At 41.3% G+C, this 15,855-nt stretch carries 15 protein-coding genes and 1 other annotated feature; of the genes, 1 reads left to right on the top strand and 14 read right to left on the bottom strand.

Translation table 11 applies throughout. From position 1 onward, the window contains the following. Window positions 1-435: 435 nt before the first annotated feature. The gene (locus P8P68_RS01690) at window positions 436-906 is read left to right on the top strand and encodes an arginine repressor (protein ID WP_049477502.1); all 471 of its coding nucleotides are present in this window, start codon (window positions 436-438) and stop codon (window positions 904-906) included. 35 nt (window positions 907-941) lie between these two features. On the opposite strand, the gene P8P68_RS01685 is transcribed toward P8P68_RS01690, so the two are convergent. The 14 genes from P8P68_RS01685 to P8P68_RS01620 all read right to left on the bottom strand — a co-directional run bounded on the left by P8P68_RS01685 (window position 942) and on the right by P8P68_RS01620 (window position 15,830). Further along, a complete protein-coding gene (locus tag P8P68_RS01685; RefSeq protein ID WP_000502578.1) occupies window positions 942-1,106 on the bottom strand; it encodes a hypothetical protein in 165 nt (54 codons plus the stop codon). Window positions 1,107-1,115: 9 nt separating this feature from the next. Beyond that, window positions 1,116-2,426 carry a GTPase ObgE gene (gene obgE, locus P8P68_RS01680; protein ID WP_278276042.1) on the bottom strand — a complete coding sequence of 437 codons (1,311 nt, stop codon included), beginning with the start codon at window positions 2,424-2,426 and terminating at the stop codon, window positions 1,116-1,118. A 71-nt stretch (window positions 2,427-2,497) separates the two neighbouring features. Further along, a complete protein-coding gene (locus P8P68_RS01675) occupies window positions 2,498-2,632 on the bottom strand; it encodes a DUF4044 domain-containing protein (protein ID WP_000863851.1) in 135 nt (44 codons plus the stop codon). 29 nt (window positions 2,633-2,661) lie between these two features. Beyond that, window positions 2,662-2,850 carry a PspC domain-containing protein gene (locus tag P8P68_RS01670; RefSeq protein WP_000735789.1) on the bottom strand — a complete coding sequence of 63 codons (189 nt, stop codon included), beginning with the start codon at window positions 2,848-2,850 and terminating at the stop codon, window positions 2,662-2,664. Window positions 2,851-2,870: 20 nt separating this feature from the next. Beyond that, complete coding sequence (locus P8P68_RS01665; protein WP_001219459.1) at window positions 2,871-4,196, bottom strand: glycosyltransferase family 4 protein; 1,326 nt, start codon at window positions 4,194-4,196, stop codon at window positions 2,871-2,873. An 8-nt stretch (window positions 4,197-4,204) separates the two neighbouring features. Then, window positions 4,205-5,248, bottom strand: coding sequence for a glycosyltransferase family 4 protein (locus tag P8P68_RS01660; RefSeq protein WP_008292415.1), 1,044 nt, complete (start codon window positions 5,246-5,248; stop codon window positions 4,205-4,207). A 113-nt stretch (window positions 5,249-5,361) separates the two neighbouring features. Further along, entirely contained in the window at window positions 5,362-5,691 is a 330-nt protein-coding gene (locus P8P68_RS01655) for a metal-sulfur cluster assembly factor (RefSeq protein WP_000331922.1), read from the bottom strand. Window positions 5,692-5,705: 14 nt separating this feature from the next. Next, window positions 5,706-6,815 (bottom strand): RNA polymerase sigma factor RpoD, encoded by a 1,110-nt coding sequence (gene rpoD / locus P8P68_RS01650; protein WP_000201890.1) that lies wholly within the window; start codon window positions 6,813-6,815, stop codon window positions 5,706-5,708. Between the two features lie 2 nt (window positions 6,816-6,817). After that, a complete protein-coding gene (gene dnaG / locus P8P68_RS01645) occupies window positions 6,818-8,578 on the bottom strand; it encodes a DNA primase (protein ID WP_278276041.1) in 1,761 nt (586 codons plus the stop codon). A 196-nt stretch (window positions 8,579-8,774) separates the two neighbouring features. Continuing rightward, complete coding sequence (locus P8P68_RS01640; RefSeq protein WP_000125424.1) at window positions 8,775-9,533, bottom strand: ABC transporter ATP-binding protein; 759 nt, start codon at window positions 9,531-9,533, stop codon at window positions 8,775-8,777. Beyond that, a complete protein-coding gene (locus P8P68_RS01635) occupies window positions 9,530-10,396 on the bottom strand; it encodes an ABC transporter permease (RefSeq protein ID WP_000637254.1) in 867 nt (288 codons plus the stop codon). Before P8P68_RS01635 ends, P8P68_RS01640 begins: the two co-directional genes overlap by 4 nt. Before the next feature lie 65 nt (window positions 10,397-10,461). After that, window positions 10,462-11,457, bottom strand: a complete 996-nt coding sequence (gene trpX, locus P8P68_RS01630) for a tryptophan ABC transporter substrate-binding protein (protein ID WP_278276040.1) — start codon at window positions 11,455-11,457, stop codon at window positions 10,462-10,464. Between the two features lie 117 nt (window positions 11,458-11,574). Beyond that, window positions 11,575-11,790 (bottom strand) — a binding site (T-box leader). Window positions 11,791-11,886: 96 nt separating this feature from the next. After that, window positions 11,887-14,583: a phosphoenolpyruvate carboxylase gene (ppc, locus tag P8P68_RS01625; RefSeq protein ID WP_278276039.1), complete on the bottom strand. Its 2,697-nt coding sequence runs from the start codon at window positions 14,581-14,583 to the stop codon at window positions 11,887-11,889. A 23-nt stretch (window positions 14,584-14,606) separates the two neighbouring features. Further along, window positions 14,607-15,830 (bottom strand): FtsW/RodA/SpoVE family cell cycle protein, encoded by a 1,224-nt coding sequence (locus P8P68_RS01620; RefSeq protein ID WP_125825847.1) that lies wholly within the window; start codon window positions 15,828-15,830, stop codon window positions 14,607-14,609. Between the last annotated feature and the right edge of the window lie 25 nt (window positions 15,831-15,855).

Genomic DNA, 15,855 nt, shown 5'->3' with positions numbered 1-15,855 from the left:
TGAACAGTCGAATCAGACATAAACTTTGTATCAAATTCAGTTCATCTGAAAGCATTTTAGAAGCCCCTAGACGGAACTTGGACAAAAGATACTCCCTCTAACCAACATGTGTAACCATTTATCATACACGCTACCAGACCACATGTTGGAAATCTCTGTGAATTACATTTAGAGTAAATTCACAAAACGCCGTGACAAAAAGCTACCCAAATTGAATGATTCACTGTCATTAAAGAACATCAATGTAGATGAACGAATCGCTACCCAGTTTATCTGCACCCAACTAGTGAAAAGTTAAAAGAAGGAGAATCTCTCCATCTAGTTCTTTATCCTACTGACTTTAAAATCATCATACGTGACAATACCGCCTACCACCCGACTGACGTTTTCGTTCAGTCCACGCTTACTGTACCTTTTAAAAGGAGTACTTACTTTATGAACAAATCAGAACACAGACACCAACTTATCCGCGCCCTCGTTTCAAAAAACAAAATCCATACTCAAGCTGAATTACAAGCCTTGTTAGCGGAAAATGATATCCAAGTTACTCAGGCTACCTTATCACGCGATATCAAAACCATGAACCTTTCAAAAGTGCGCGAAGAGGATAATTCTTACTATGTGCTAAATACAGGATCTATCTCCAAGTGGGAAAAACGTCTTGAAAATTATATGGAAGATGCTCTTGTTATGTTGCGTCCGGTGCAACACCAAGTTATTTTGAAAACTTTACCCGGTTTAGCCCAGTCATTTGGATCTGTAATTGATTCCTTGGCCTTTCCAGATGTCGTTGCAACTCTTTGTGGAGACGATGTCTGCATGATTATCTGTGAAGATGCTACAAAAGCGCAGGCTTGTTTTGAGAGTCTTAAAAAATATGCGCCACCATTTTTCTTTAGTGAATAAAACAAATCCCGTGATCAAAAGATCACGGGAACTTTTTATTTCTTTGACTGTGTTTCTTCTTTCTTTGTACGCGCCAATCGAAGAGCACGTTTAGGATTGAGACGATTAAACAATTCTTCTAGTTTCTTTTCATTCCACACATCTGCTGCAGAAACAAAATTTCCATCTGCATCTCGGAATGATATTGGTTTATCTCCCATATCAATCTCCTAGTCTACAAATTCAAACTCAAATTTACCGATGCGGACCAAATCGCCATCTTTGGCTCCACGCGCACGAAGGGCTTCGTCAACCCCCATACCACGAAGCTGACGGGCAAACTTCATGACTGATTCGTCACGGTCAAAGTTGGTCATGTTAAAGAGTTTCATAAGTTTATCACCAGAAAGTACCCATGTCGCATCATCATCACGGCTAATCTCAAAGGCCTTTTCTTCCTCGTCAAAGCCATAGTAAACTTCTTCTTCCATATCGGATTCATCATAAATCGGGAATTCTGGAGTCTTGTCTAACAATTCAGCTGTCGCGTCCAAAAGAGTCGCCAACCCTTGCTTGGTCAATCCAGAAATTGGGAAGATGGCTGGAAGTTCCTCAAACTCGTCGTAGTTTGCTGCCAACTTTTCCTTGAAAGTTTTAAGATTTTCCTGACTTTCAGGCATATCCATCTTGTTGGCTACGATAATCTGTGGACGTTCCATGAGACGAAGGTTATAGGATTCTAATTCCTTATTAATAGCAAGGTAATCCTCATAAGGATCACGTCCTTCGCTAGCTGACATATCGATGACATGGAGGATAACTCGAGTGCGTTCGATATGACGTAGAAACTGGGTTCCAAGACCAACCCCTTGACTGGCCCCTTCAATCAAACCTGGAAGGTCTGCTACTGCAAAAGATTCACCTGACTGTGTACGAACCATACCCAAATTAGGGACAATGGTCGTAAAGTGGTAAGCACCGATTTTAGGTTTAGCTGAAGTGATGACACTAAGCAAAGTTGACTTTCCAACAGATGGGAAACCGACCAAGCCAACATCCGCTAGGATCTTCAATTCCAGTTGCAACTCACGTTCTTGACCTGGTTCTCCATTCTCAGAGATTTCAGGTGCAGGATTTTTGGGAGTGGCAAAACGGATATTTCCACGACCACCTCGACCGCCATGAGCCACGATAAACTCTTGACCATGTTCAATCAAGTCTGTAATGACTTTTCCTGTTTCCGCATCACGTACAGTAGTCCCCTGTGGTACTCGAACACGAAGATCTTCTGCACCACGACCGTGCATTCCTTTGGTCATTCCTTTTTCACCGGAATCAGCCTTGAAATGACGGTTATAGCGGAAATCCATCAAGGTACGCAAACCTTCGTCTACCACGAAAACAACGTTACCTCCTCGTCCACCATCACCACCCCAAGGACCGCCATTAGGGACATATTTTTCACGGCGAAAGGCAACCATGCCATCGCCACCATTACCAGCCTTGACCTTAATCTTAGCTGTATCTAAAAACATATTCATATTTTCTTCTCACTTTAAAAAGGCTGGGGAGAACCCAGTCATTAGTTATTGTTTCTATCCCCGTAGCTTGCTTAGAATCTACTAAAAGCTCCAAGCGCAGTTGCAAAGATACCAGCAAGGGTTACAAACAACATGATGAGCACGACAACAAGTGTCACCTTTTCAAACAAAGTTTTTTTACGTTTTCCGTTATCTCCAAAAGCCATAACTTCTCCTTTTTCTATATAATTCTAATTTAATAGTCTGTTGAAACTGGTGCAATCAACCATAAAATGATATAAGCAAGGACTCCTGTCCCATAACAAAATGCAAGAACAGCCCAAATGACACGAACAATTGTTGGATCAATATCAAAATAATGAGCAACTCCTGCGCATACTCCACCAATTTTTTGATCTTTTCCGCTTCTCATTAATTTTTTCATTTTTACTTCCTCTTATTCTATTATTTGAATTCGTCTCTCCAATAATCTCTGATGCTAGACAATTGTTTTCGAGACGCTCTTAAAATACGCTTGGATTCTTTTACTGGGCTTGTAACAGCCTGTTGAGGTAGATAGAGAATCGTTTTTAAGAAGCGCTGAGTGACAGGTTGTCCATCATGTAGCTCATGTTCAAAGTTATTTGAGATAATGGCATCAAGGTAAAACTCATGAACTCGTTTCCCAAAATTTTCAGCCGAAATCTCGTACAACTTATCCGCCAACTTTTGTTCAGACATATCAGGAGTAGCAATCAATGCTTCAAGGATAGCTCCTGCAAGCTCTCGTTCTCCATAGTAGAGGGTCCCAAACATTTTATCATTGATCAGATTTTCAAGATAGGGGTTGCCATGAGCAATAACAGGCGTTCCACTGGCTAGACTTTCTAGATAGGTTAAACCCTGAGTTTCACTCGTAGATGCTGAAATAAAGAAATCAGCTGCTTTATAGTACAAGGCTGTCTCACTGGGAGCAATCATACCTGTAAAAATCACATGTTTTTGTATGTTTAATTTCTCTGCTTGTTCTTTCAGACTGTCCAGATAAGGTCCGTCTCCAGCAACAACCAACTTCACCTTGTCTTCTTCTTTCAAAACCTGCGCAAAGGCAGCTAAGACTGCTTGGATATTCTTCTCAAAGGAGATACGCGAAAGGCTCAGTAGCATTTTCTCGCCTTCCTGAATACCTAACTTCGAACGAAGCTCTTGTAAGTTTTCCTCTTTAATCTCAGGTCGTTCAAACTTAGCCAGCTCAATTCCAGTTGGGATGACACGCTTTTCAACCTTGACTTTGTATTTCGATAAAAGGTCACGAACAATCTCACTAGGGCAAATCACGCCATCTACATCATGAAGGAAGCCACGCACCAAATATTTTACCATACTCGGACGAATTAGCATGCCCTTAGCAATGTAATGTACATAGTCTTCATACTGGGTATGGTAGGTATGAATAACTGGAATTTTCAATTCTCTCGCAATCCAAATTCCTAACAAACCAAGAGAAAATTCTGTCTGGGTATGAATAATATCGAGTTGATACTGCTTGGCAATTTCAAGCGCCTTTGTAAAACCTCGGTAGGCAAATCGTCGATCCTTAAACGCAAAGAAAGGGACACTCGGAATGCGAATAATTTGCCAATCCTCGTAGCGGTTTACATCTTTATCTGTTGTTGTAAAGATAAAAACTGCATGCCCCTGCTTTTCAAGCTCAGTTTTCAAAGTCCGAATACTAGTCGCGACCCCGGAAACCTGAGGGAAATAGGTATCTGTAAATAAACCAATTCGCATAAATTACCTCACTTTTTGCCCAAAGCAGCCTGTTCTCGATAAAATTTTAACCAGATTTCCAACAAATGCTCCTCAGAGTACTCTTTGGAGATCTCGCGAGCTTTTTCTTTCAAGTCCTTTAAGGTTTCAGGGTCATTCTTATATTCTAGGATTGCTTCTCTCATCTCGGAAACATCACTTGTAGCACGATAATTCCCATCAAGAATAACCTTATACAGATCCAAATCCCTCAACATAATCGGAGCCTCGCAACTAGCCGCCTCTAAGATGGTCATAGGGAATAATTCATTGTAACTTGGTAGCAAGAATAAATCCGCCATAGCGTAAAGTTCCCGCATCCGTTCCGGTGACACAATCCCGGGAAAAATAAGATTTTTTGGTGGATTGTCCATAATCTTCTTGTAGCGTTCATAACCATCTGTCATCCCACCAAATGAAAAACCACCTGCCCAGATAAAGGTAATTTCTGGCAATTCCTCAGCAAGACGGATAAAATCATCAATTCCTTTACGTTTCTGAACCTGACCCGCACCGATTACGACAAACTGATCTTCCGCGAGATCCATTTCCTTCCGGAGTTGAGCAACTTGTTCAGCTGGTAATGGATGCCATTTTTCTTTATTTACAAAGTTTGGAATATAAGTTACTTTTTCACGTGGAATGCCAGCAGCCACTAAATCCTCGATAAACATGGGATTGACCACCACCAAGTGTTCCATTCGGTTGTAAAAGGAAAAAACATAGCGTTTGACAATTCCTTTTAGGAAAAATGGAATCTTCAAACTCCCCTCAAGCGTATCAGGCAAAAAATGCACATAGCCAATTTTTCTCCCAGAGCGTTTCTTTTGGAAAGTGGATAAATAATAGGGGAAATCAATGGTATGAAAGTGAGTTACATCTGCCTCTACAGGAAGATTCTCTGTAACAATCAACTGGTCTTTGGCATCACGGTGAAGGAGACTAACCAATTCTCTATAAGCTCCTGACACTCCTTGACCAGCTACTTTTTCACTTGAACTTAGCATATTAATACGCAATTTTTCGTTTTCCATACCTTTCATTATACCATTTTATTTCCAGAAAATCAGCAAAAGAAAGAAGAGACTATAGGAAAAAGGATAAATTTACCCTATTTTCCAATCGTCTCTCTCATTTTTCTTAGTCTTTATTTAATTCCTAGGGCGATACGTGCGTATCGGCTCATTTTCTCAACCGTCCAAGCTGGATACCAGACCAATTTAACTTCGGTATTAGTTACCTCAGGCACATCTGTCATCGCATCATGTATCTGGTCTGTCAAAAGGTCAGCCAGTGGGCAGCCCATAGTTGTCAAGGTCATATCAATTTCAGTGTGACCTGTTTCACCATCAAAACGAATTTCATAAATCAAACCTAGGTTGACAATATCAATCCCCAACTCAGGGTCGATGACTTCTTCCAAGGCATTTAAAATGCGTGTTTTGATCATTTCAATTTGCTCTTCTGTATAAGCCATGTTATTCCTCACTATTAGTCTTCAATAAAATCACGAAGCGGTTTGCTGCGACTTGGTTGACGCAATTTTCTCAAAGCCTTGGCCTCAATCTGACGGATACGCTCACGAGTCACGTTAAAGACTTTCCCAACATCTTCAAGAGTACGCATTTTCCCATCATCTAACCCGAAGCGCAAGCGCAAGACGTTTTCTTCACGGTCTGTAAGAGTATCCAAGACTTCATCCAACTGCTCACGCAAAACGATACGAGTTGTGTAGTCTACTGGATTTTCAATCACTTCGTCTTCGATAAAGTCCCCAAGATGGCTATCGTCCTCTTCACCAATCGGTGTTTCAAGTGATACTGGTTCTTGGGCGATTTTCAAGATTTCGCGGACCTTGTCAGGTGTCATATCCATACGCTCAGCGATTTGTTCAGGAGTTGGATCTTGTCCCAATTCTTGAAGGAGATTACGCTGTTCACGAACAAGCTTGTTAATGGTTTCAACCATGTGGACAGGGATACGAATAGTGCGGGCCTGGTCAGCAATGGCACGGGTAATCGCCTGACGAATCCACCAAGTTGCGTAAGTTGAAAACTTAAATCCTTTAGAGTAGTCAAACTTATCCACTGCCTTCATCAAGCCCATGTTGCCTTCTTGGATCAAGTCAAGAAATTGCATACCACGCCCTACGTAGCGCTTAGCAATCGAAACCACCAAACGAAGGTTGGCTTCTGCAAGACGCTGTTTGGCTTCGATATCACCAGCTTCAACAGCTAGAGCCAATTCTTTTTCTTCTTCGTTTGTCAAGAGAGGAACAACCCCAATTTCCTTCAAATACATACGGACTGGGTCATTAACCTTGGCAGAGGTTGAGCCAATCAAGTCCTCATCACTGAGTTCTGGCTCTTCTTCTGCACTAAGCACACGCGCGCTTGGATTTCCTTCGTTGTCTGTGATAGAAATTCCAGCATCCTGAATCCGTTGCAAAAGGTCTTCAATGCCATCTGCATCGAGGGCAAAAGGAATAACCAGACTTGAATTGATTTCGTCATCTGTTGCTGTTCCTGTTTTTTTGTGGTTACGGATAAAGTCTGCTACTTGCACATCAAATGTGGTTACTTCTTTTTGTTTTGTTGCCATTATTACTCCATTCTTCTCTTTTGGGAAATCAATCGTTGCAATTCTTCCAAGGCTGTGTCTGTATCTCCTACATGACTAGCTTCCTGCACTTTCTTTTTAATTCTTAAGTTGTCCTTGCTGAGGAGGGCACGGTTTCGAGTCGCTTCGACTTCCGCTAGCTCTTGAGGCGACATCTCAACTGGCAAATCCAAGCTAAGCACGTGGTACCAAGCATTTTCAACCTCAGGCGTCTGATGAGAAAGCTCCTCTGAGCCGATTTCTCCCTGCTCACTTAATAATTCGTAAAGAATTTGAAATTCTGGGGTATCAAAGAAAAAATCTTCTCTTAATCGGTAGTCATTTAACACAACTGGGTTCTCAGCCATCCTATAGAGGAGATGCGCCTCTGCTCTCATGACTGCTGTCAGTTGCCGCGTTACAGGTAAACTAATCGCTGCTGGAGGTTGCTCCTCTTTGACTCTTTCCTGCCTTTGAACAATGCGACTTTCATTTACAATCTGTTCCACCTGCTGGTAATCAAAGGAAGGGAGATTATCTGCTAGAATGTGGATATAAGAATTCTGGGCAGTGATAGACTTTTCTTTGGCGATTAGGGGTGCAATCTTTTCAATGAATTCAATTTGCGCCTGTAAGTTATCACTATTTTCAGGCTTTAGCTGGTGAATATAGAACTCAATAGGACTAATCCGGGTCTTGGTTAAAAGGTAAGCCAGATCTTCAGGAGAATTCTTTTGTAAATACTCATCTGGGTCCATGGCATCAGGTACTCGGACAACTTCCACTGAGAAATCTTTTAATTCTTCCAGAGCTTTGGCTGTTGCTGCCTGCCCTGCCTTGTCACCATCATAGCTGAGAACTATCTTTTTGGTAAAGCGTTTGAGGTGGTCAACATGCTCCTTGCTTAAGGCTGTTCCCATGGAAGCTACAGCATTTTCTATACCAGCACGATAGGCTGCGATCACATCCATGAATCCTTCCATCAGATAGAGCTCTGTAATCTTACCTGTTCCCTTTTTTGCCTTGTCCAAATGATACAATTCGTAACTCTTGTTAAAAATTGCAGTCGAGCGACTATTTTTATATTTGGCAGTCTGACTATCCGTTTCTTGCCAGATACGACCTGAAAATGCAATAACCTGCCCCTTGTCATTGGTCAAAGGAAAGATAATCCGTCCAAAAAAAGTATCATAAAACTGATTGCCATCTGACAGGTAAAACAGGCCAGAATCCAATAAATCCTTTTCCTCAAACTTGTCAGATAAACGTTGGTAGAGATAAGTTCTCTCTGCTGGAGCTAGTCCAATCTGGAAGTGCTTCAGAACATCATCTGTCAATCCGCGTTTGTAGAGATAAGCCCTTGCTTCTTCTCCCATCTTGGTCGTCATGAGGATGGCATGGTAAAAGCGTGCAGCTTCTTCATGTATATCATATAGAGCTTGATGAGGGGAAGCTTGTTGGGGACGAGACTGAACAGGCATAGCTAGTTGAATACCGACGCGCTCTCCTAAGAGCTGAACGGCTTCCATGAAGGACACGCCTTGGTATTCTTCGATAAACTTAAAGACATCTCCTGAACGCCCACATCCAAAACAGTGATAAAACTGCTTGTCTTCCACAACGTTGAAAGAGGGGGTCTTTTCACCATGAAAAGGACAGAGCCCTAAATAGTTCCGTCCAGCCTTCTGTAAAGAAATCACATCACCTATGACTTCCACAATGTTGGCATTGTTTTTGATTTCTTCAATGACTTGCTTGTCAACCATACACAATACCTCCATCTTATCATAGTTTCACGTAAACTAGTATAGCTTATTTCTGAAAAAAAGTAAACCATTTCATACGCTTTCCGTAATTCTCTTTGCCTTATTTTTCCAGATAGAAAGAGGAGATAAAAAACTCAGAAACACTTCCATGCTTCTAAGTTTCTCTTCTCTATTTTTTGATGATTATTTAACTCATCTATTCAAATAATTGATAGTAGTCTGAAATCTTCATCTTAGCTTTTTCTTCTTTATTGAGGTCTTGGATGATACGACCTTCCTTCATGACTATCAGACGATTGCCATACTTCAGCGCATCTTCCATATGGTGGGTAATCATCAAGGCTGTTAGATGACCCTTGCTGACAAAGTCATCTGTTAATTCCATCAAGGCAACACTGGTTTTTGGATCAAGGGCTGCTGTGTGTTCATCCAACAAGAGCAACTCTGGTCGCTTCAAGGTAGCCATCAAGAGACTCAAGGCCTGGCGTTGACCGCCTGATAGAAACTCAATCGGAGTATCTAGATGTTTTTCAAGCCCATTTCCCACTTTTTCAATGGTAGTCTGAAACTCTTCTCTATGGCTTGAAAGTCTCCTAGGAAGGAGTCCTCTCTTCTCACCACGAAACTTGGCAATCAAGAGATTTTCCGCTACCGTCATACGGGGAGCCGTCCCCATCTTAGGATCCTGAAAGACACGAGACAAGTACTTAGCCCGTTTTTCAGGTGAAAAATGCGTCACATCCTCGCCCATGATACGGATACTCCCACTTGTTAAAGGTAAGGTACCTGCAATAGTGTTAAAAAGCGTTGACTTCCCTGCTCCATTTCCCCCTAGGATGGTAATGAAATCATGTTCGAAAATTTCAAGAGAAACATCATTCAGAATGATTTTTTCCTCATCAAAGCCATTCGTAATGACTTTGGTAGCATTTTTTAATTCTACAATTGCTGTCATTTGCTAAACTTGACTCCTTTCAGGTATTTGTTTTTGAAGGTTGGAATCATGAGGCAAACCGCCAAAATCAAGGCGCTGTACAAACGAAGATAACTTGTATTAAACCCAAGAGCAATCACTCCCCAAACGAGGAACTGATAAGCAATAGACCCTACAACGATGGTCATGAGTCGCTCTGCCAGGGTCAAACTCTTGAACAAAACCTCACCAATAATCAAGCTAGCAAGCCCTACGACAATCACGCCGATTCCTCGAGAAACATCCGCGTATCCTTCTTGTTGAGCAATTAAAGCCCCTGCAAGCGCGATAATTCCATTTGAGAGAACCAAGCCCATGAGTTCCATACGACCCGTATTGATACCAAAGCTACGAGCCATATCGGGATTGTCACCTGTAGCGATGTAGGCTTGACCTAGTTTAGTATCTAGGAAAAAGAGCATAAGGCCAATAACAAGAGCTACAAAGATTAATCCAGTCAGGAGTTGATTGAGATCCGAATCAAAAGGCAAGACATCTTGAATTTGCTTGGTCCCAAGAAGCCCCAAGTTGGCACGTCCCATAATCATGAGCATGATGGAATGGCAGGAAGTCATGACTAAAATTCCTGATAAAAGAGTTGGAATTTTTCCTTTGGTATATAAGAGACCTGTCGCCATACCAGCTAGACAACCTGCTCCTACTGCAGCTAAGGTCGCTAAAAATGGATTTACTCCCTGTGTTATCAAGGTTACAGCTACTGCTCCCCCAAGAGGAAAAGAACCTTCAGTAGTCATATCAGGGAAATTCAAAATTCGAAAAGTCATAAAGATTCCCAAACCTAAAATCGCCCAGACCATCCCCTGAGAAATAATGGATACTATCATAATCTTTCACTCATTTCTTTCTTTAGTAAAAATGGGAGGAGATGTGTCCAGCTCCTCCTTTATCTTTATTCAATCACTTGTCCTGCTTCTTTTAGAACGGACTCAGGAACGGTGATACCAAGTTCCTGCGCTAGTTTTTTGTTAATCACTGACTTACCAGTTGAAAAGACATTAACTGGCGTATCAGCTGGTTTTTCACCTTTCAAAACTTTGGCAATCATTTTACCAGTAGCCACTCCAAGATCGTGTTGGTCAACTACTACAGATGCTAATCCACCTGCTTCTACCATGGCAGTGGCACTTGGGTAGATTGGCTTTTTAGCTGTTTGGTTACTTGAAACAACTGTTGAAAATGCGGATGCGATGGTGTTGTCAATTGGAACCCAAATCGCATCAACCTTGCTTGTCATGACATTAACTGTTGAAGCAATTTCGTTAGTTGATGGAATGGCAAATGTTTCGACTGTCAAACCTGCTTTTTCAGCATAAGCCTTGAATTCTTCTACCTGTGTTTTTGAGTTATCTTCGCTACTTGAGTAAAGAGCACCGATTGTTTTGACATTTGGTGTCAAAGTTTTAATCAATTCCACTTGTTGTTCTGCTGGGTTGTGGTCTGACACCCCTGTGATGTTGCCACCTGGTTTTTTCAAATCTTTGACCAAGTTAGCACCGATTGGGTCTGTAATAGCAGCCATGATAACTGGTAGATCTTTAGTAGCACTTGCAAGTCCTTGAGCTGCTGGTGTTGCAATCCCAACAACTACATCGTTTCCATTTGCTACCAATTGTTTACTCATGGTTGCAACCTTGCTCTGATCTCCTTCAGAGTTCATAAAGTCGATTTTTACTTGATCGTCCTTATAGCCTTCTTCAGCTAGTCCATCTTGAATCCCTTGGTAAATCAAGTCCAAGGATGGGTGACTAACAAATTGAAGGACACCAACCTTAGCAACCTTTTGCTCTTCCTTAGCTGCTGGCTTGTTCATTGATGAATAAATCAAGCTAGCCACTACCAATACTGCTAATCCAGCGACAATTCCAATCAAACGTTTATTTTTCATATTCTTTCTCCTTAATTCTTTTACCTTAACTTGTTAAATCACATCATCAAGCGATGCCATCGTTTAAATTTCAATATCTTTCCTCCCCATAGAAAAAGTCCTCACACAAAAAACTTGTGTGAGGACGTCGATGCGCGGTGCCACCTCAATTATAGGGAATATCCCTATCGCTCTTTCTCGCAATAACGAGTTGCACTGTAAGGTGTGCTCACCGAATTTTTATGATTTCAAATTCTTAAGTACATTCAGCCCAATTTCATCAATTTCATCTATCTGCTTTCACCAACCACAGACTCTCTAAAAAATGAGCAAGATTACTTTCTGAATGTTTAAATTATATCATTTTTCAACTACTTGTCAAGCTTATTTTTAGAATTTTTTAAACAATTCAAAAACTTCCCCTTGAAAAAAGAGGAAGTTTGTAGAATATCAGCCAGAATTACGTAAACCAGTTGCAATTCCGTTGATAGTTGTATGGATCAGTTTTTCTTCGTCTGCCGACAATTCGCCGCGACGTTGACGTTTGATTAACTCCAACTGGATGTAGTTCAGGATATTAAAGTAAGGCATACGATAGTTTAGACTGTCTTTTAGATAAGAGTTTTCTGCCAAGAGTTCGTCATAACCTTCGATAGCTAAAATAACGTCCTTAGTCAACTGCCATTCATCTAAAATAGTGTAGTAGATAGCTTGTACTTCTTCGTCTTCACAGAGCTTGGCATATTCAAAAGCAATATTCATATTAGACTTAGACAAGACCATGTCCACATTGGAAAGAAGAGATTGGAAGAAAGGCCAGTTTTGGTACATATCACGAAGGAATTCGATATTCTTTGGATCTTGATCAATAAACTCTTTAAAGCTTGATCCTACACCATACCATCCAGGGAACATGACACGGCTTTGAGACCATGAGAAGACCCAAGGAATGGCACGCAAACCGCCAATTTCAGTGATGGTCTTACGAGCTGCTGGACGCGAACCGATATTGAAGCTTGAAATAGCCTTGATTGGACTTGATTCAAAGAAATAGTCATAGAAATGTTCATTTCCAAAGACCAAATCACGATAGATATCGTAGCTACGGTCCACTACTTGATCCATAATAGCTTCGTAACGATTTGACGTATTGGTATCACTCTTCTTCTTGGTAATCATACGGTTAATGGCTGCAGAAACCAACATTTCAAGGTTATAATAGGCTGCATCTTTGTTACCGTATTTGTTTCCAATGACTTCTCCTTGCTCAGTCAGACGGATACGGTCCTTGATAGACTTAAGTGGTTGAGATGTGATGGCTTCATAAGTTGGTCCACCACCACGACCCACAGTACCACCACGACCATGGAAGAAAGTAACCTTAACGCCGAATTCATCCCCAATAGCCGTCAGTTGTTGTTGCGCTTTATAGAGGGTCCAACATGATGATAGGTAACCACCGTCCTTGTTACTATCAGAGTAGCCAAGCATGATTTCTTGGTAGTTGTCTTTTGAAGCAATCCATTTTTTAGCCAAAGGAAGAGAGAAATATCTTCTCATGGTTTCTTCTGAGTGATCCAAGTCCTCGATCGTTTCAAAGAGGGGAACAATCTGAACGCGGGCTTTTTGGGCATCCACCAAGCCGACTTCCTTAAGCATAATGGCTAGTTCGAGCATATCGGATACACTGGTTGCGTGAGAAATGATGGTTTGACGAATAACATTTTCACCCAGTTTATCCTTCAACTTGCGCGCAGCTTTAAAGATAGAGAGTTCTTTTTCAAGCAGTTCTGACTTTTCAGCATGAGTCGCTGAGAGAATACGAGGGTCTTCTTCCAACTCTTTTAAGAGGAGGGCGCATTTTTCATCTTCAGATAGATCACTATAGTGATCATTGATACCAGCAGATGCAAGCAATTCTGCCACACAGGCTTCGTGAACACTAGAATCCTGGCGCATGTCGATAGAAGCAAGGTAGAATCCAAAAATTTCGACAGCTTGCATCAACTCGACAAATTCTCCTGAAATCAGGTATTCTCCTTTGTTCTCAAGGAGAGAGTCGCGAATGGCCAACAAATCTTGATAAAATTCATCTGCAGTGGCATATCTAGGCTGAAGGTCCTTGTCTTCAATCAAATAAGCCTTGGTTGCCTGCATCTTAGCTTGGATGTCAAAGAGGGCACGGCGATAGAGTTCTTTTTCACGATAAATCGAGTTGTCTTGTGACTTCAGCGCCATCTCACGAACCTTGTCGCTGACATTCACGATGCTGGTTGAAAGTGAAAATTCACGGTAAAGATTATAAATCTTTTCATCATAGTAGTTCATAATGACTTCGCACTGAGTCAAGGCTGATTTATTGAGAGTTTCCGCTGTTACGAAAGGATTTCCATCACGGTCTCCTCCGATCCACATCCCCATAGTAATTGGTTTTGGATGTTGGAGCTCAATACCTTGTTCTTTGGCTAATTTTTTATACTCAGCTGTCAAACGGGGAACAGCATTCAGGAAAGAACTTTGGTAATACTCCATCACGTTGGTGATTTCGTTTGTTACTTTCAATTTTTTCTCACGAATCATGTCCGTTTGCATGATAATTTCAATGTAACGACGGAGATCTGTGTGCCATTTTTCTTTATTAATCAAGCCGAGTTTGACATCACGGTACTTGCGCAAAAGCGTATGGATATGGTTGGTCAAATCCAGCATACTCTTGCGTTGTACTTGCGTTGGATGGGCGGTCAAGACAGGAACGACATTTAACTTTTCTAAAATTTCGGCTGCATTTTCTTTTTCAGCTACCATCTTAATCGTTGTAGATAGTTTTCCTAAATAGTCTTGATCCACATTGTTTTGGTGATTGATTTCATAGGCCAAATCCACATCCTCAGAGATATTAATCAAAAGTGGAAGGATAGAGAAATAGCGTGAAATGTAAATCATTTCTTCATTTGAAAGACTGGTCACTAGGTTATTGAGCCCTTGATAATTCTCGCTAGTTGATAATTCCTTCAACTGGATAATCTTTTCAAAGGTTTCTGGCGCTAGCATATTTTTTGTGATATCTTCTAATAGCTCAGTCAGAATCAAGACTTCTTCTTGGACGACTGCTTTATTACTATAGTTTTCTAATTTTTGAAGAGACATATACTTTCCTTTCCATTCAATCCTTACAGATTTTCATCGATTTGATTCTCGTATTCTCTGATAAGTTTGGCACGTTTTTCGCTGGCATCAATGTTTAGTACAAGCGCGATGGCTACGGATAATACCAATAGACTGTTCCCACCTTGTGAAAGGAAGGGGAAGGTTACCCCTGTAGAAGGAATCAACCCTGAAATCCCACCGATATTGACAAAGACCTGAACAAGGATCATTCCTCCGACACCAATAGCAACCATAGAGTTAAAAGGGTCCTTTGCTCGAATACCAACCAAGATGATTCGTAAAATCAAGAAGAAGAGTAAAGCCAAAATCATACCGGCTCCTACGAATCCAAACTCCTCAATAACAATCGAAAAGACGAAATCCGTATGGGCTTCTGGCAGATAACCACGCTTCTCGATAGAATTCCCTAATCCCAGCCCGAACCAGCCACCATTTACCATTGCATAATAGGAATTTGCGAGCTGGTGTCCTGCACCCGCCAAGTCATTAAAAGGATTAAAGAAGGCACTAAAACGTTTAGCAACGTAACCAAATACAGGAATTTTAGAGAACTTTTCAACCCCAACAAAGCGAATGACAGACAAGACTAACATTGAGCTCCCTGCCAAGAGAGCCAGAATGGTTGAGAACCAACGATAGGCGATTCCACTTACGGTATACATGATGAGCGCCACCAAGACCAAGATGGTCGCATTTCCCAAGTCTGGGAAAATTCCCAGGCTACCAATCAGAACTAGCAGAACAAAACGCCAGTCGTTAAAAGCTCGAGGTAGCCACTGATTCTGTGTCAAAACCTGGAAGTCATAAACCGCAATCTCATCTTGCTGTTTTGAAAATCGATGCGCCAGGTACCAGATGATGATAATCTTAAGGTATTCCGCAGGCTGAATCGTTACAGGTCCTACAGAGATCCATCCGTATGCTCCATTAACAGGTGTTCCGACCAGTCGCGCCAGAGCTAAAAGAACCATCTCCACAATCATTACGATAAAAATAAGACGTCCGTTTCTTAGGAAACCTAATTTTAATTTATAGATTAAGGCAATCAGAATCAAACTAGCTATCCAGAAGATCCCCTGGTTACGCACCAATTGAAAGGCACTTTTTCCTTCTTCGATCAAGGTTGCACTCGTTGTCGAGTACACCACAATCAGTCCCAAAATCGATAAAAGGAAGTAAGGAATCAAAATGGAATAGTTTAGTAGGTGCCTTTTGCTAATTTTCATATTTCACCACTCTAATAGGAACAGA

Source organism: Streptococcus sp. D7B5, assembly GCF_029691405.1.
Lineage (GTDB): Bacteria > Bacillota > Bacilli > Lactobacillales > Streptococcaceae > Streptococcus.
This window is presented reverse-complemented; position numbering and strand designations above follow the sequence as displayed.